At 61.9% G+C, this 16,551-nt stretch carries 13 protein-coding genes; 2 read left to right on the forward strand and 11 right to left on the reverse strand.

Annotation, left to right across the window (positions count from 1 at the left end; translation table 11 throughout):
• Positions 1 to 3: 3 nt before the first annotated feature.
• The 4 genes from SynRS9909_RS11330 to SynRS9909_RS14070 form a co-directional block, all read right to left on the reverse strand.
• A complete protein-coding gene (locus SynRS9909_RS11330; protein ID WP_007101602.1) occupies positions 4 to 396 on the reverse strand; it encodes a DUF1257 domain-containing protein in 393 nt (130 codons plus the stop codon).
• Positions 396 to 599, reverse strand: a complete 204-nt coding sequence (locus tag SynRS9909_RS11335; RefSeq protein ID WP_007101601.1) for a DUF2997 domain-containing protein — start codon at positions 597 to 599, stop codon at positions 396 to 398. The genes SynRS9909_RS11330 and SynRS9909_RS11335 overlap by 1 nt, the downstream gene beginning before the upstream one ends.
• Positions 600 to 703: 104 nt before the next feature.
• Positions 704 to 1,510: a HEAT repeat domain-containing protein gene (locus SynRS9909_RS11340; RefSeq protein ID WP_007101600.1), complete on the reverse strand. Its 807-nt coding sequence runs from the start codon at positions 1,508 to 1,510 to the stop codon at positions 704 to 706.
• Between the two features lie 15 nt (positions 1,511 to 1,525).
• Positions 1,526 to 1,651, reverse strand: coding sequence for a hypothetical protein (locus SynRS9909_RS14070; RefSeq protein ID WP_255479150.1), 126 nt, complete (start codon positions 1,649 to 1,651; stop codon positions 1,526 to 1,528).
• Between the two features lie 45 nt (positions 1,652 to 1,696).
• Here SynRS9909_RS14070 and SynRS9909_RS11345 point away from each other — a divergent pair, with 45 nt between their 5' ends.
• The gene (locus SynRS9909_RS11345) at positions 1,697 to 2,998 is read left to right on the forward strand and encodes an MFS transporter (protein ID WP_007101598.1); all 1,302 of its coding nucleotides are present in this window, start codon (positions 1,697 to 1,699) and stop codon (positions 2,996 to 2,998) included.
• Between the two features lie 7 nt (positions 2,999 to 3,005).
• Here the strand turns inward: SynRS9909_RS11345 and rlmN are convergent, their stop codons facing one another.
• From rlmN to rpsT, 7 genes are all read right to left on the reverse strand, one after another.
• Complete coding sequence (gene rlmN, locus SynRS9909_RS11350) at positions 3,006 to 4,058, reverse strand: 23S rRNA (adenine(2503)-C(2))-methyltransferase RlmN (RefSeq protein ID WP_007101597.1); 1,053 nt, start codon at positions 4,056 to 4,058, stop codon at positions 3,006 to 3,008.
• Positions 4,055 to 4,207, reverse strand: coding sequence for a high light inducible protein (locus SynRS9909_RS11355; RefSeq protein ID WP_038001099.1), 153 nt, complete (start codon positions 4,205 to 4,207; stop codon positions 4,055 to 4,057). The genes rlmN and SynRS9909_RS11355 overlap by 4 nt, the downstream gene beginning before the upstream one ends.
• 71 nt (positions 4,208 to 4,278) lie before the next feature.
• Positions 4,279 to 8,373, reverse strand: a complete 4,095-nt coding sequence (locus SynRS9909_RS11360; protein ID WP_007101595.1) for a DNA-directed RNA polymerase subunit beta' — start codon at positions 8,371 to 8,373, stop codon at positions 4,279 to 4,281.
• Positions 8,374 to 8,422: 49 nt separating this feature from the next.
• Positions 8,423 to 10,327 carry a DNA-directed RNA polymerase subunit gamma gene (locus SynRS9909_RS11365; RefSeq protein ID WP_007101594.1) on the reverse strand — a complete coding sequence of 635 codons (1,905 nt, stop codon included), beginning with the start codon at positions 10,325 to 10,327 and terminating at the stop codon, positions 8,423 to 8,425.
• Positions 10,328 to 10,376: 49 nt separating this feature from the next.
• Complete coding sequence (gene rpoB, locus SynRS9909_RS11370; RefSeq protein WP_007101593.1) at positions 10,377 to 13,670, reverse strand: DNA-directed RNA polymerase subunit beta; 3,294 nt, start codon at positions 13,668 to 13,670, stop codon at positions 10,377 to 10,379.
• A gap of 266 nt (positions 13,671 to 13,936) precedes the next feature.
• Positions 13,937 to 14,722 (reverse strand): TatD family hydrolase, encoded by a 786-nt coding sequence (locus tag SynRS9909_RS11375; RefSeq protein ID WP_007101592.1) that lies wholly within the window; start codon positions 14,720 to 14,722, stop codon positions 13,937 to 13,939.
• A 72-nt stretch (positions 14,723 to 14,794) separates the two neighbouring features.
• Positions 14,795 to 15,097 carry a 30S ribosomal protein S20 gene (gene rpsT, locus SynRS9909_RS11380; RefSeq protein WP_038001097.1) on the reverse strand — a complete coding sequence of 101 codons (303 nt, stop codon included), beginning with the start codon at positions 15,095 to 15,097 and terminating at the stop codon, positions 14,795 to 14,797.
• A gap of 159 nt (positions 15,098 to 15,256) precedes the next feature.
• Here rpsT and hisD point away from each other — a divergent pair, with 159 nt between their 5' ends.
• On the forward strand, positions 15,257 to 16,549 hold the full coding sequence (gene hisD, locus SynRS9909_RS11385) for a histidinol dehydrogenase (protein WP_007101590.1): 1,293 nt from the start codon (positions 15,257 to 15,259) through the stop codon (positions 16,547 to 16,549).
• The last annotated feature ends 2 nt before the right edge of the window (positions 16,550 to 16,551 follow it).

The raw sequence follows: 16,551 nt of genomic DNA on the forward strand, positions 1-16,551 counted from the left end.
TGCTCAGGCGTCCCAACGGGTCACCACCAGCTCGATGGAACCGTCCTGACAGCTGCGCTGTTCACTCACCGTGAAGCCTTCATTTGTACTGGCCGTCAGCACGGTGTTGAGGGCATACCGCTGGGTGAGCCGGGAGAGGAAGCGCTCCACCGGCACGGGCTGGCGCCAGAGGTCGAGGTCCGTGACCAATTCATAGGCCCCGGTCGCGGCATTCCAACGGAACCCGAGATCGCCGCCGTCCTGCAGGGTCACGGCCAGGTCAGCGTCGATGGTCTGGCCGTGATAGCCGCGCACGGGGCGGGAACCGGATTCCGGCTCGTAACCAAGATCGCGCAGGGCAGCCATCAGCGGTTCACGCTGACGGAGCTCGGTTCTGACGGTGCTGAAATGGGACATCAGACGTGCTCGACAGGAACGGTTTGGATCTGTTGGGCGTTGGTGCTGTAGGCCTCAGGGGTGGATTCACGACGCACCACCGAACCCAGTGCCGCTTCAAGGCGTTCAGTGAGAGCGAGACAGGCCTCACCCTCCACTCCTTCGACTCGCTCTTCGACCCGACCATCGGCATGGATCCGGAATCGGAGTGTGCGCTGGGGCATGCACCATCACCATGGCAGCCAGGATGCTAGGCAAACTCAATCCGGGCTGACGCTCAGCTGTAACAGGAGCCGGCTTCTACGCCATCCGGCTTCTTCTGATTCGCTCAGAGCAACCCTTCGTCCACCAGGGTCTGCAGCCGATCGAGGATGTCAGGGTTCTCGAGCTGCTCCAGGGCCGTCCGGGCCTCATCACGCACCGACGTCTCCTGATCATGAAGCAGGGCATTCACCAAAGCTTCCACCACATCAGCTCGGCGCGGTTCCACCAATTGATCCACCAGTCGACCGAGCGCCCAGATGCAGTTGCTGCGCACCACCGGCTCGCTGTCGATCCGCAGACTGATGAGCAGCTGACCTGCGGCCAGATCGGCCTTGGCGGGTGAGGTGATGCCCGCCTCCGCCAATGACACGGAGGCCCACAGACGCACCGAGGCCACATCCACCTGCAGAGAACGGATCAGGGGATTGAGGACGGGAGCATCGGGGTAGTTCCCCAGGCTCCAGGCCGCGGCCTTGCGCACATAGGCATTGCTGTCGACCTCCAACAGCTGCAGCAATGAGGCCACAGCCAGCGGTGAGGGATTCCGTCCCAGGGCGTACACGGCACTCATACGCACCACCGGACAGGCCTCACGCAGCAAAGGCAACAGCAGAGGAACGGAGCGGGGATCCCGATGTTCACAGAACACCCTCAGACCCTGGAGTCGCTGCTCATGCCCCTGGGCAAGCCAGAGCAGGCCTTCATCGCATTCTCGGGCGATATGAAGCGCATCATCCTCAAGGTCCTCGACAGCAATGTCATCGAGGGGGTCCCCGAGGAGCTCCGCCGCCAACTCACGCGCCAACACATCGGGGTCAATCGACAGGTTGACCAACCCGTCATCAACGTCTGCAGTGCGTCGCTCAGCCATGCCGTGATCGTAATCTCAGCCGACCGGGGCCGGAGCCAGCATGTCGCCGGGGAGCCAGATGCGGGCGCTCACGGCAACAAGGGCTACGGCAAACAGGGCCACGATCAGCACGGGCAACAGGGTGGTGCGAAAAAAGGACATGGCGGCAAGGTTTTCGACCATTCTGCGCGGACAGCGAGCAGCAGCATGAGCGTCAGCACTGGCGAACGGCCCCCTTCCGAAGCACTTCAGGCGGGTGCCTGGCGCCGCATCCTGGCCGTCGGGGTGGAAGGCTTCGCCAGTGGGCTGCCCCTGATGTCGATCAGCACCCTGTTGCAGGGGTGGCTGACCGCCAGCGGTGTCCCCGTTGCCATGGTGGGCCTGCTCGGGCTGACGGAGTTGCCCTACACCCTGAAGCTGTTCTGGGCCCCGTTGATGGATCGCTGGGCGATTCCCTGGCCCGACCGGCGGCGGGGCTGGATGGCCCTGCTTCAGGTGCTCCTGGGGATCGGCCTCCTCAGTTTCACCCGTCTGCAGCCAAGCGCCTCGCAGGCGGTCGTGTTGACGATCGGGCTCACAGCCCTGGGGGTCGCCATCCTCAGCGCCTCCCAGGATGTGGTGCTGGATGCCTATCGCACCGATCTTCTGCCCCAGGCGGAACGGGGAGGAGGAGCCGCGGCGGCGACGCTCGGATATCGCGGTGCGATGTTGTTCATCGGCGCCGGAGGATTCCTGATCGCCGGCCGTTTCGGCTGGCAGGCTGCCTTCGCCACCGCCGGCCTTCTGATGCTGATGATCGCTCCGATCACCGTGCTGGCACCTCGGTTGCAGGCGATTCACCATCCCGTGCCCAACCTGCGTGAAGCCGTGCTCGGGCCAGCCCGTGAATTTCTCGGCCGCACCGGACCACGACGGGCCCTCCAGATCCTGGTGCTGGTGATGCTCTATCGCTGGCCCGATGGACTGCTGGGGCTGATGGCGGTGCCCTTTCTGATCCAGAGCGGCTTCGCGCCCGAAACGATCGGGGCCGTTCAGGGGGGCTGGGGGATCGGTGCTGCCATGGCCGGCACGGCGGTGGGCGGCGCCTGGTTCTCCAGGCTTGGCCTCAACCGAGCACTCTGGGTGTATGGCGTGATCGGCGCCTTCAGCAATCTGGCTTACTGGGCTCTGGCCCGCTTCGGGGGGGGCTTCCAAGGTCTGTTGGTTGCCGTGAGCGTGGAGAACTTCTGCAGCGGCATGGTGGTGAGCGCCTTCCTGGCTCTGCTGATGAGTCTGTGCAACCCGCGCTTTTCAGCAGCCCAGTACGCCCTGCTCTCCGGGATCTATGCCCTCAGTCGCTCCGTTCTGTCGACTCCCGGAGGCCTGATCGCCTCCCAGGTGGGGTGGAGCAGCTTTTTCGGCCTCACGGTCGCGGCCGCCGTGCCCTCGCTGCTGCTGCTCACGGTCGTGGCGCCCTGGCGAGAGCGATTGCCACGGGGAGCCTTCGATCCCGATCGGGATGACACCTGAACCCCGCTCAGAGCGAGCGCCGGCGGAGTTGGCCGCAGGCGGCGTCCTGATCAAGCCCGCGGCTGGCCCGAAGGCTGACGGCGACGCCGCGGCGCTCCAGGACCCGCCGAAACCCATTGATGCGTTCCGCTGAGGGGCGTTGAAAGGCTCCCTCCTCAATCGGGTTGTAGGCGATCAGATTGACGTGGCTCTGAAATCCACCGACCCGGTCGGCCAGCTCTTCGGCATGCGTTGGAGCGTCATTAAGACCGCCGAGGAGAATGTATTCAAAACTGACCCGGCGCCCGGTCAGCTCCAGGTAATGGCGACAGTCCTGCAGCAGGTCATCGTAGGGATAGGCATGGGCGGTGGGAATGAGTTCCTCCCGCAGGGCCTGATTGGGGGCATGCAAGCTGACCGCCAGCGTGAACTGGGCCCGGCCAAGGCGAGCCATCGCTAATTCGGCGAGCTGGGGCAGGGTGCGGGGCACCCCCACCGTGCTCACGGTGATGCGGCGCTGCCCGATGCCGAGATCGTTGTGCAGACAACGGATCGCCCCCAACACCGCGTCGATATTGAGCAAGGGCTCGCCCATCCCCATGAACACCACGTGGGAAGGGCGGCGATCCATGACCGCACGAACACTGAGCACCTGGTCGACAATTTCATGGGTCGCCAGGGAACGCTGCAACCCACCCTGGCCGGTGGCGCAGAACCGACAGGCCATCGGACAGCCGACCTGGCTGGAGACACAGACCGTGAGTCGCTGGTCGGTGGGAATGCCGACTGTCTCGATCAATTCACCATCATCGGTCTGCAACAGCAGCTTGGTGGTGGCATCCGCCGCCACACGCCGGTCCTGCTCCTGCAGTCGACCGATCCTGACCCCCTGCGCCTCGAGGGCGAGACGCCAAGCCTTGGGCAGCACGGTGATGGCAGCGAGAGTCTCGGCTCCCTTGGCATAGAGCCAGTCATGCAATTGCCGACCGCGAAAGGCGGGCTGCCCCTGGGCAACGGCCCACTGCTCGAGTTCCTCAGCACTGCGTCCGAGCAGGGTCTCAGGCCGCACCGGAACAGTCACCAGATCAGCAATCCATGCCCAAGCTTGAACTCCACAGCCACAAGGGCAATGAACCCGAGCATGGCAAGCCGACCGTTCAATTTCTCGGTGTGACCGTGAAAGCCGTAACGGGGCAGACGCCGCATCGGGCTTCGTGAAGGCTCAAGCATGGCTGATCAGCGGCGCGACCACCAGTCTGGACGGGGCAGGAGCTCTGATGTGAGCGCCGCAGGAGAGCGGCTCACTCATCACTGAGCAGCCCCTCTTCCTGCAGACCTTCCACCGCTTCCGCATCCACCACCTGTTCCTCAGCCAACTCCTCATCGCCGGCGGGGCGAGCGAAGGCGGCGAAATTACTGGAGGCATCGATACCGTGGCGGCTTCGGGTCGCTTCCAGATCTTCATCGCTGGGATCGTCGAGGACCGCAGCAGCATTGGTGGTGGATGCGGCCGGCATCTCCACGGTGTAATCCGGGCGCAGGTTTTGCATCCGGCGATAGCCGGCCGGATCTTCCGAGAGGATGTCGGGATGGGGGCCGGCCTCGGCGCGCAACTCCTCTTCAAAGCCACTGAAACCCGTGCCGGCAGGAATCAGGCGGCCGATGATCACGTTCTCCTTGAGACCGCGCAGCCAGTCACTCTTGCCCTCGATGGCCGCTTCCGTGAGCACCCGGGTGGTCTCCTGGAAGGAGGCGGCAGAGATGAAGCTGTCGGTGTTGAGGGAGGCCTTGGTGATACCGAGCAGCACCGGGGTGAACTCGGCCGGAGCGCCACCGGTGATCGCCATCGCCTGATTGGTGTCTTCCACCTGGCGCAGTTCAATCAGCTCGCCCGGCAGCAGGGTGGTGTCACCGGCATCTTCGACACGCACCTTGCTGGTCATCTGCCGCACGATCACTTCAATGTGTTTGTCGTCAATCGACACACCCTGAGATTTGTAGACGTTTTGCACTTCGGTCACCAGTCGGTGCTGAAGATTGGCAATCGCCTCCTGTGCCGCATCCATCAAAGGCTTGCGACTACGCAAATCCTCAAAGAAGCACTCGAGCAATTCGTGGGGATTGATCGGACCATCGGTGAGCAACTCACCGGCCGAGACCTGCTGGCCGTCGCTCACCATCACATTGCGACCGAGAAGAATCGGATATTCCGCCACAGCATCGTCGGCTTCGATCACCGTGACGGTGGTGGATTCATCGTCTTCCCCCTGCTTGATCTCCACCGTGCCGGGCTTCTTGCAGAGAATCGCTGATTCGCGCGGACGCCGCGCCTCCAGCAACTCCTCAATCCGGGGCAGACCCTGCACGATGTCGCCGGTCTTCTGACGTTCAAACACCAGCAGGGCAAGGCCGTCGCCCCGTTGGACAAGATCACCGTCGCGAACGTGCAGCACCGAATCGGGCGAGATCATGTAAGGACGCCCCAGGCGCAGGGTCACAGACTGGCCCTCCACAGCCTCCACCTCACCACAGCAACCAGCGGCCTGACCGGCGCTGATCTCATCACCGTCGACGATGCGCTGCCCCACGGTGACGGTGGGCGTGCCAGTGGTGCTGAGGCTGACCGTGTCCTCCTCCCGCTCCACGATCAAACGACGCACCGGTTCACCATCCAACTCTTCGGGCATCTGCACCACACCCTGCTGTTTGCAGAGAATCTGGGTGGTGGCCACCACATCGTTGGCTTTGATCGACTGCCCGTCCTCCACCTGCAGCTCGGTGTGCGTCGAGCCGTGGCTGGAGTCGGAGATGGTGTCACGCCGCACCAGGATGCTCTCCAGAATCACCAGCTGGAGACGCTCGATCGTCTTGGCCCGCTTGTCGGGAACGGCTTCCACATCCACCGTCATCTGCGGCGTGGTGTCGAAGGTTTCCAGCATCAACTGGGTGCGGAGCAGCTCCACGCCCTCCACCGACTTCACGAGTTCTCCGTCCTTGAACGCCAGGCGCTGAGAGGCTTTCACCCCCAGGTGGGGGCCCTTGGGTTGCTTCACATGGGACAACTCGGGCAAGTGCGCTTCATTGGGAATGGTGTATTCCTCAACGGGCCGCAGCAGCAGCCCCTTGCCCTCTGGAGTTTCCACGGTCTGAACAAAGACCATGGCATCACTGCTGATGCCTTTGGCAATCGTCTCACCGGGGTTCACCATCACACCGTCACCCTCAAAACGCTCCAGCGCTTTTTTGTCGGAGCAGAGGTGGAAACTGCCACTGCGCACGATGATCTCGCGCAGAATGTCATTCTTCTGCGTCACCGTCACAATGCCGGCGGTCTGGCTGAAGATGTCCTTCACCACCTCGGTACCGGCTTCGATCCACTGACCGTCTTCGATCATCAACAGGGAGATGTCCTTGTTGATCTCGTGGGTTTCCTGAGGAATCCAGAGCAGGGTGCCCCCCTTGTTCACCTCGTAACCGTTTTTGGCGGAACGCGCTTTCTTGATGGCCAGGCCGGGCGCAAAGCGCACCAGACCGCCCGTCTGCGTGCGGAAGCGATCGTCTGCCAGCTCAGCGACGACCTCACCATGGCCGATCTTGCTGCCGGGGATCGTGTTCAGGCGATAACGGGTGCCGTCTTTGGCCTCCAGATGCCAGATTTCACCGGCATGGGTGGATTCGCCCAGCAGCTTGAAATCCTTGAGCGTCATCGCCGTGGTGACGATCTGCACCTCGCGTGAATCACCGAGGGAGTCGCGCAAGCGCACATCACCGCCATATTCACTGGCCTGGCTTGCTTCGGCCAACACCTGCCCCTCGGTCACCTGGGCACGAACCTCCACAACCGGACGGGCATTGGGAGGCAGGTTGTAGACATCACCAGCCAGTACCCAGAGGCGTCCCAGCCTCTGGGCCTTGCGCGTGATGTTGCCCTGGCGATCCGTGACCTCTTTCGGCTGAATCACCTTCTCGTAGCGCACCTGACCGGCGAGATCGCAGATCACATCCTTGGTGGCTTTCTCCACACTCTTCTTCACCGCACCAGCGGCGATCTGAGCCACCGTCACGTCAGCAGGAATGTCCTGACCGTGATCAACGAACAGCAGCGAACCATTGGTGACTTCGATTTTCTGTGCTTTGCCCTTACCACCACTGGGCTTGATCGTGAGCGTGAAATCCACCTCGGCCTGCTGGGCATTGACGCCATGGGGGGTGCGGTAGGGGCGCAGCCTGGCCTTAGGACCGAACTCCACCGTGCCTTCAAGGGTGGAACGCACCACACCGGTTTCAGCGGTGGACACACCGCCGGTGTGGAAGGTGCGCATCGTGAGCTGGGTTCCCGGCTCACCGATGGATTGGGCGGCAATGATGCCAACGGCTTCACCGAGATCCACCAGCTCGTTGTGGGCCAGTGCCCAGCCGTAACACTTACGGCAGACCGAACGATTGGCCTCACAGGTGAGGGGCGACCGCACACTCACGGCCACCACACCGGCCGCCTCAAAACGCTTGGACAGCGGCGGATCGATTTCAGCATCACGTTCAGCGAGCACTTCACCATTCGCACCCACCACCTGAGCGGCAGTGAGACGACCGACCAGACGGCTGCCGAAACGGCCATCTTCAGCCTTCACCAGAATCGATCGGGTGGTGCCACAGTCGTCTTCCCGGACAATCACGTCCTGGGCGACGTCCACCAGTCGACGGGTGAGGTAACCGGAATCAGCGGTGCGAAGAGCCGTATCCACCAGGCCTTTCCGTGCCCCGTAAGACGAGATCACGTACTCGGTGACCGTGAGTCCCTCACGGAAATTGGTGCGGATCGGCAGGTCGATGATCTCCCCCTGCGGATTGGCCATCAGACCGCGCATGCCCACCAGCTGACGCACCTGCGACATATTTCCGCGGGCACCGGAGTTGGCCATCATCCAGACCGAGTTGAGCGGGTCGTTTTGGTTGAAGTTCTTTTTGACCGCATCCACCAGACGCTCATTGGTCTCGGTCCAGGTGTCGATCACCTTGGTGTGACGCTCCACCTCCGTGATCTCACCGAGGCGATACGACTCCTCCGTGGCCGTGATCAGTTCTTCCGCCTGGCCGAGCAGATCCTGCTTCGCTTCGGGGACCTTGAGGTCATCCACCGAAATCGAAACGGCAGCCTGCGTGGCATAACGAAAGCCCAGATCCTTCAGCTGGTCGGCCATGGCGGCCGTGGCAGCGGTGCCATGGGTTTTGTAAGCCCAGGCCACGAGCTGCTTCAACCCCTTCTTATCCACCACCCGATTGCGGAAGGGCGGCGGCGTTTTCGCCAGTGCTGGCGAGCTGGTCGTGGCAGCTGCAGCTTTCGCCTTGGCGGCCTTGCTGGAGGACTTGCGGGATTTGGAGGGGGTGGAGGTCATGAGCGCGATCGGATCGGAGTAAGGAGACAGACGTTGCGAAAGAAGGGCTTCAGGTGGCCGCCACCGCGTCGATGATCGTGTGATTCATCACCACACGGCCGACGGTTGTGAGGATGTAACGACTAATCAAGGCACCGTCTTCATCAAAACGATCGCGACGGAAACTCCACTGTTCAAAGCGTGTGCCATCGCTGAGGGTTTCGCTCTGGATGGGCTCTTCACGCTCGTCATCGTCCTCCACTTCACCGTTGAAGCGGACCCAGACCCAGTCGTGCAAACCGATGCGCTTGTCTTCAAAGGCATGAATCACATCTTCAAGTCCAGCGTAGGTGCGGGAGCGATCGCCGAACTCCACAGGCTTTTGATCGGGCTGTAACGCCGTCAGGTAGTAGGCGCCAAGCACCATGTCCTGCGACGGCGTGATAATCGGATCACCCGTTGCCGGAGACAGAATGTTGTTACTGGCGAGCATGAGCATGCGCGCCTCGGTCTGGGCCTCGATCGCCAGAGGAACATGCACGGCCATCTGGTCACCGTCGAAGTCGGCGTTGAAGGCAGGACAGACGAGGGGGTGGAGCTGAATGGCTCGTCCGTCGACCAGCTTGGGCTCAAAAGCCTGAATCCCCAGACGGTGCAGTGTCGGCGCGCGGTTGAGCAGGATTGGATGCCCATCGATCACCTCCTGCAGCACCTGCATCACCTCGTCATCGGCACGCTGAATCAACTTCTTTGCCGCTTTGATGTTGTTGACGATGTTCTGGCGGATCAGGCGATGGATCACGAACGGCTGGAACAGTTCGATGGCCATTTCCTTGGGAAGACCGCACTGATGCATCTTTAACTTCGGACCCACCACAATCACAGAACGACCGGAGTAGTCGACCCGTTTACCGAGCAGGTTCTGACGGAAGCGTCCCTGCTTGCCCTCAATAATGTCGCTGAGAGATTTGAGGGGTCGATTATTGGCACCAACGACAGTGCGACCTCGACGCCCATTGTCAATCAGGGCATCAACAGCTTCCTGCAACATCCGCTTTTCGTTGCGAACAATGATCTCAGGAGCAAGAATCTCCTGGAGACGCGCCAGGCGATTGTTGCGGTTGATGACCCGACGATAAAGATCATTGAGATCGGAGGTGGCGAAACGGCCACCATCGAGTTGCACCATCGGGCGCAGATCGGGCGGAATCACCGGAATCACATCCAGCACCATCCATTCTGGACGGGCATTGGTGGCGATGAAGTTGTCGATCACCCGCAGGCGTTTGATCAACTTGGCCCGCTTCTGGCCCTTGCTGCCGGCGATCTCCTCGCGCAGCTGCTCAGCGACGGCCTCGAGCTCGAGGTCTTCGAGCAGCTGCTTGAGAGCCTCAGCACCGATGCCCACAACGGGCTCGTTCTCAATCTCAGAATCCTCGGCGTAGATCTCGTCTTCGATCTCAAGCCACTCGTCTTCCGTGAGCAGCTGCTTGTATTTGAGATCCTTGTGATCACCGGGATCGAGCACCACATAGCAGTTGAAATACACGATCTGCTCCACATCCCGCAGGGGCATGTCGAGCAGGATCGCCACGTAGCTCGGGATCCCCTTCAGGTACCACACGTGAGACACAGGAGCCGCGAGCTTGATGAAGCCCATGCGGTGACGACGCACCCGGCTCTCGGTGACCTCCACGCCGCAGCGTTCACAGACGATGCCGCGGTGGCGCACCCGCTTGTACTTGCCGCAATGGCATTCCCAGTCTTTGGAAGGACCAAAAATCTTTTCGCAGAACAGCCCGTCCATTTCGGGCTTGAGGGTGCGGTAGTTGATTGTTTCGGGTTTGGTGACCTCACCCACCACCTGGCCATTGGGCAAGGTGCGCTGACCCCACTCCATCACCCGATCGGGGGATGCGAGCGTGATCTTGACGTAATCGAAGTGGTTTTCGGTGCGGAGGTTGCTGTTGGTCATGGGCGGTTAAGGGAGAAGGAGCGGTCTGTCGGTGTGAACATCGGATCCGTCAGTCTTCGTCGTAATCCGCAACCCCGAGTGATTCGTAGGTGGGACGACTGGGGGTGCTGCGACGAGGATTCACGTCTTGCATCAGATCCACTTCCTTGCCTTCATCGGTGAAGACCGCGATATCAAGACCGAGGGACTGCAGCTCTCGCATCAGCACCTTGAAGGATTCCGGAGTCCCAGGACGGGGGATCGGCTTGCCCTTGACGATGGCGTTGAGCGCCTCGTTGCGGCCCTGCATGTCATCGGATTTGACCGTGAGCAGTTCCTGCAGGGTGTAGGCAGCGCCGTAGGCCTCGAGCGCCCACACCTCCATCTCACCGAGGCGCTGACCACCCTGTTGGGCCTTACCACCGAGGGGCTGCTGGGTGACCAGGGAGTAGGGGCCAGTGGAGCGGGCGTGGATCTTGTCATCCACCAGGTGCACCAGCTTGAGGAAGTGGGAATACCCCACGGCAACAGGCTGATCAAAGGGCTCACCGGTGCGGCCGTCACGGAGCAGCAGCTTGCCGGGGTCATCCGGGTTGTAGATCCAGTCTTTGCCGGGCTGGCTCGCAGCCTCCTTCAAGAAAGCCTCCACGGTCTGCTGCGACTTCTCATCCCCATACATCTCATCGAAGGGCACCACCTTGACGCGGCAATCGAGGTTGGAGGCGGCCCATCCCATCAACAGCTCAAACACCTGACCCACATTCATGCGGCTCGGCACACCGAGGGGATTGAGAACAATGTCCACCGGGGTGCCATCGGGCAGGTAAGGCATGTCCTCCCGAGGAAGGATGCGGCTGATGATGCCCTTGTTGCCGTGGCGTCCGGCCATCTTGTCGCCCACCTGGATCTTGCGGCGCTGCGCCACATAGACCCGCACGACCATGTTGGCGCCAGGCGGCAGTTCATCGCCCTGCTCACGGGTGTAGATGCGCACGTCAACGACGCGGCCTCGTTCCGTGCTGGGAACACGAAGGGAATTGTCGCGGACGTCGCGGGCTTTTTCACCGAAGATCGCGCGCAGCAATTTCTCTTCCGGCGGCTGATCCGACTCCCCTTTCGGCGTCACCTTGCCCACCAGAATGTCGCCACTTTCAACGAAAGCGCCGATGCGAATGATGCCCATCTCGTCCAGGTTGCCGAGGCTCTCCTCGGCAACATTGGGGATTTCACGGGTGATCTCTTCAGGTCCGAGCTTGGTCTGCCGAGCCTCGATCTCATACTTCTCAATATGCACTGAGGTGTAGAGATCCTCATTCACCAGACGCTCACTCACCAGAATCGCGTCCTCGTAGTTGTAACCCTCCCAAGGCATGTAAGCGATCAGCACGTTTTGGCCCAGGGCAATTTCGCCACCTTCACAGGCGGAGCCATCGGCCAGCACCTGACCCACGATCACCGGATCGCCCTGGCGCACAATCGGGCGCTGGTTGAGACAGGTGTCTTGGTTGGAACGTTGATACTTCTGAAGGAAATGGGTGTGATCCACACCTTCCTCGTCACGCACAACGATGGCCGTGGCATCGACAAAGGTGACGGTGCCGTTGACGCGTGAGATCGGCACCATGCCGGAGTCGCGGGCCACCTGGGTCTCAAGACCGGTGCCCACCAATGGACGCTCGGGACGCAGCAGGGGCACAGCCTGGCGCTGCATGTTGGAGCCCATCAGGGCACGGTTGGCGTCGTCATGCTCCAGGAAAGGAATCAGGGAGGTCGCCACAGAAATCACCTGCACAGGCGAGAGCTGCACGTAATCCACCTGCTCCGGCGGCACTTTTTCAAAGTCCTGGCGATACCGCACAGGAATCAGATCCGCCAGGATCTGTCCCTCCGCGTCGGTGGCGACGTCACCGGGAGCGACCCGACACTCATCTTCCAGATCCGCAGAGAGATAGATCGGATCACCCTGCTTGAGCACACGACCGTTGTCGACTTTCCAGAACGGGGTTTCGATAAATCCGTACTCATTCACTCGTGCGTGGGTGGCGAGTGAATTAATCAATCCCGCGTTAGGGCCTTCCGGCGTCTCAATCGGGCAGAGGCGACCGTAGTGGGAGGGATGGATATCCCGAACGGCAAAACCGGCGCGCTCACGGGTGAGGCCGCCTGGGCCAAGGGCCGAAATCCGGCGCTTGTGGGTGAGCTCGGCCAGGGGATTGGTCTGGTCCATGAACTGGCTCAGCTGGCTGGAGCCGAAGAACTCCTTGATCGCCGCCACCAAGGGCTTGGGGTTCACGAGCTGGGCGGGAGTGAGCGAATCGGTTTCACCCACGGTCATCCGCTCCTTGATGATCCGCTCCAGGCGATTCAGGCCAACGCGCACCTGGTTCTGGAGCAATTCACCCACCGATCGCACCCGGCGGTTGCCCAGGTGGTCGATGTCATCCAGGCTGGCGCCACCCACATCCAGCTCGAGGTTGATCAGATAATCCAGGGTGGAGAGCACATCCTCGTGGGTGAGGGTGCGCACCGTATCAGGGATGGTGAGACGCAGCTTTTTATTGATCTTGTAGCGACCCACCCGACCAAGGTCGTAGCGTTTGGGGTCAAAAAAGCGGGTCTGGAGAAGCTGTTGCCCCCCACTCACCGAGGGAGGCTCACCCGGACGCAATTTCTTATAAAGCTCAAGCAGGGCCTGATCTTCCGAGCTGATGCCCTCATCATTCGCCGCCTCGATCGACTTGCGATAGTACTCAGGATGGCGCAGCTTGTCGACAACATCATTGTCGGACAACCCCATGGCACGCATGAGCACATGGGCATTGATCTTGCGCGTTTTATCAACGCGCACATGCAACAGATCGTTTTTATCGGTCTCGAATTTGAGCCAGGCACCCCGGTTGGGGATCACACTGGCGTTGTAGGTGCGACGACCGTTTTTATCCTGCTCATCCTTGAAATAAACACCGGGGCTACGCACGATCTGATTGACGATCACGCGCTCAGCACCATTGATGATGAAGGTGCCCCGCTCGGTCATCAGCGGCAGCTCGCCGATGAACACTTCCTGCTCCTTGATCTCCCCGGTCTCCTTGTTGACCAGACGGCAGGTCACATACATCTGAGACGCGAACGTTGCATCGCGTCGCTTCGCCTCCTCCACATCGTGGCGGGGACGCTTCAGCCGGTACTCGCTACCAACGAAATGAAGCTCGAGCTTACCCGTGTAATCGGTGATCGGAGAAAAACTCTCCAGCTCCTCAATCAGACCTTTTTCCAGGAACCACTTAAAGCTGGCCCGCTGCACCTCCACCAGATCGGGCAGGTAGGTGGCGGTCTTGGCGACCTGAATCGCGCTGCTGCTCATGCGGAGACCTGCAGTGAGTGAAGGGGAACAGAAGGCCTGAACGGACAGCCGGACGATCCAGGACACACCGAGACATCAAAGCGGCGGCAGCCTTCCTGGTGGGGAAGACACTGCCGCGCGCAGGGGTCTCAGAGATCTCGGGGGCGAACGGCTGACGTCGTCAATGCACCGGAAGGGAATAAACGCCTCGGGAGCCTCAGCACAGAAAACGCGCTTTGGCCAGGCCAATAAATCATCTTACACTTCCGCAGTCCGTGCCATCCAGGTCAGGGAAGGCCGAACAGACGGCGGGCATTGGCGCTGCTGATCCTGGCCACCTCCTCGAAAGACTGGCCCCGTAGTTCGGCCACCCGCGCCGCCACGGACGCAACGAAGGCCGGCTCATTGCGCTTGCCGCGCCGAGGCACGGGCGCCAGGAAGGGGCAATCGGTCTCTACCAGAAACCGATCCTCCGGCACCTGACAGGCACAGGCATGGGTGGCTTCTGCCTTGGGGAAGGTGACCGTGCCACTGAAGCTGATGTCAAAACCGAGTTCGAGAAACGCCTCCATCTCTTCCGGAGTTCCGCCCCAGCAATGCATCACCCCCCGGGGACAGGCGGCACGATCACGGCGTTCCCGCAGTTCGCGCAGCATCGGCTCGGCGGCATCGCGGCAGTGGATGATCACCGGCAGATTCAGCTCCACCGCTAGATCGAGCTGGGGTCTGAGAACGGCGAGCTGTTGGTTGAGGTTTGTCTCCCGATACAGATCAAGGCCAAGCTCACCGATGGCCACCACTCGAGCATCCTCCAGGGCAGCACGGCGAAGCAGGGCTGCGGTGCCATCGGTCCAGTGCTCCGTGTCGAGCGGATGGACACCAACGGAATAGCGGAGTTCGGGAAACCGGTCGGCAAGGGCGCGAATCGCAGGAATCTCACTGGGTTCGACACAGGCGTGCAACAGCGACACCACACCCGCGTCCCGCCAGCGCTGGGCAACCTCGTCGAGGTCCTGGTCAAAATTTCGAAAAACGATGTGACAGTGACTGTCAATCAGGGTGGGAGTCGTCACAAGGACCGGAAACGCGCCTTCCGATCCATTGTGACGACAACGATGAGGCGTTGAGGGAACAGCCCAGCCCGGTCAGCCTGCGCTGGTGGGCTCGATCGCTTTCCTCACCGCCGAGCTGAGGCGCGACTTCTGGTGAGCGCCGTTGTTGCGATGGAGAACGCCGCACTTCACAGCTTTATCGATTTTGCTGAAGGCCGCATTCATGCTGGCCTGAACCGTGGCCTTCGCCTCCTCGCCTGCAGTGGCGTCGTAGTCGGAGCAGGCCGTAAAGCAGCGCTTCATCAAGGTGCGCAGCGCCGATTTATACGACTTGTTGCGCAGGCGGTTGCGCTCGGCGATCTGAACGCGCTTCTTGGACGACTTGTTATTGGCCACAGAGGCGGAATAAGGCTTGACAATCAACGACCATAGCCCAGCGAGGTGCTCGCTTCAGGCGCGACACCCTCAGGCCAGACGAGGCAGGTTCTAGCTTGAACCGATTGCGTTCCCCTGCGTTCAGCGCCGATGACTCGAACGAGCAGCCAGGCTCCCTCCATGGTCACCCTGCGCTGCCTCAGCGAGGCTGGCGAAGCCGCCGCGGAGCTGGACCGCCTGGCGGCGCGCACCGGAGGCGAGGCCCAACAGGCCGCGCAGGCCACCGTGGACTCCATTCTTGAGCGGGTGCGTCGCGATGGGGACCGTGCCCTCGTGGAACTCACCCAGCAACTGGATGGTTTCAAGCCGGAACCGCTGCGCCTGGAGGCGGCAGAACTCGCGCAGGCCTGGGGGGCCACGCCCGCCAACCTGCGTGACGCCCTCGAACTGGCCCATCGCCGCATCCAGGACTTTCACGCCCGGCAGAAACCCCAGGACCTCGCCTTTGAAGGGGTGCACGGTGAGCGGCTGGGACGACGCTGGCGACCGGTGCAACGGGCCGGACTGTATGTGCCCGGTGGGCGAGCCGCGTACCCCAGCACGGTGTTGATGAATGCCGTTCCGGCGCGCACGGCAGGCGTGGAACGACTTGTCATGGCGACGCCGGCGAACCGAAGCGGCGAGGTCAATCCGGTGGTGCTTGCGGCGGCTCACCTCGCCGGTGTGCATGAGGTTGTGCGGGTGGGAGGCGCCCAGGCCATCGCCGCCCTGGCCTTCGGCACCGAAACCCTGCCCCGGGTGGATGTGATCACCGGGCCGGGCAACCTCTACGTGACCCTCGCCAAGAAAGCTGTGGTGGGCCAGGTGGGAATCGATTCCCTCGCAGGCCCCAGCGAAGTGCTGATCATTGCCGATCACACCGCCAGGCTCGACCATGTGGCCGCAGACCTCCTGGCGCAGGCGGAACATGATCCCCTCGCCGCCGCCATTCTGCTGACCACGGAAGCCGACCTGGTGGCAGCCCTGCCAGCGGAACTCGAACGGCAACTCAGCGACCACCCCCGGGCGGCAATCTGTCGTCAGTCGCTCGCAGACTGGGGTCTGGCCGTGGTCTGCGACACTCTCGAGACCTGCGCAAGCCTCAGCGATCGGTTCGCACCGGAGCACCTGGAACTGCTGGTGGAACGCCCGGAAGCGCTGGCTGATCGCATCCAGACAGCCGGGGCGATCTTCATCGGCCCCTGGTCACCAGAAGCTGTTGGGGATTACCTGGCCGGCCCCAACCACACCCTGCCGACCTGCGGCACAGCCCGGTTCAGTGGGGCCTTGAGCGTGGAGACCTTCATGCGGCACACCTCGATCATTGCCTTCAACCAAGCCGCCCTGGAGGCGACCGGCGGTGCCGTGATCGAACTCGCCCGCAGTGAAGGCCTCCACAGCCATGCCGATTCGGTCCAGCGGCGGCTGAGCTGAAG

It is taken from the genome of Synechococcus sp. RS9909 (assembly GCF_014279595.1).
Classification (GTDB): domain Bacteria; phylum Cyanobacteriota; class Cyanobacteriia; order PCC-6307; family Cyanobiaceae; genus Synechococcus_C.

Excerpts from the sequence above, each read along its gene's own strand:
- SynRS9909_RS11365 (WP_007101594.1), bottom strand. The coding sequence starts at position 10,327 with ATGACCAACAGCAACCTCCGCACCGAAAACCACTTCGATTACGTCAAG.
- hisD (WP_007101590.1), top strand. The coding sequence starts at position 15,257 with ATGGTCACCCTGCGCTGCCTCAGCGAGGCTGGCGAAGCCGCCGCGGAG.
- SynRS9909_RS11335 (WP_007101601.1), bottom strand. The coding sequence starts at position 599 with ATGCCCCAGCGCACACTCCGATTCCGGATCCATGCCGATGGTCGGGTC.
- SynRS9909_RS14070 (WP_255479150.1), bottom strand. The coding sequence starts at position 1,651 with ATGTCCTTTTTTCGCACCACCCTGTTGCCCGTGCTGATCGTGGCCCTG.
- rpoB (WP_007101593.1), bottom strand. The coding sequence starts at position 13,670 with ATGAGCAGCAGCGCGATTCAGGTCGCCAAGACCGCCACCTACCTGCCC.
- SynRS9909_RS11340 (WP_007101600.1), bottom strand. The coding sequence starts at position 1,510 with ATGGCTGAGCGACGCACTGCAGACGTTGATGACGGGTTGGTCAACCTG.
- SynRS9909_RS11330 (WP_007101602.1), bottom strand. The coding sequence starts at position 396 with ATGTCCCATTTCAGCACCGTCAGAACCGAGCTCCGTCAGCGTGAACCG.
- SynRS9909_RS11345 (WP_007101598.1), top strand. The coding sequence starts at position 1,697 with ATGAGCGTCAGCACTGGCGAACGGCCCCCTTCCGAAGCACTTCAGGCG.
- SynRS9909_RS11355 (WP_038001099.1), bottom strand. The coding sequence starts at position 4,207 with ATGCTTGAGCCTTCACGAAGCCCGATGCGGCGTCTGCCCCGTTACGGC.
- SynRS9909_RS11360 (WP_007101595.1), bottom strand. The coding sequence starts at position 8,373 with ATGACCTCCACCCCCTCCAAATCCCGCAAGTCCTCCAGCAAGGCCGCC.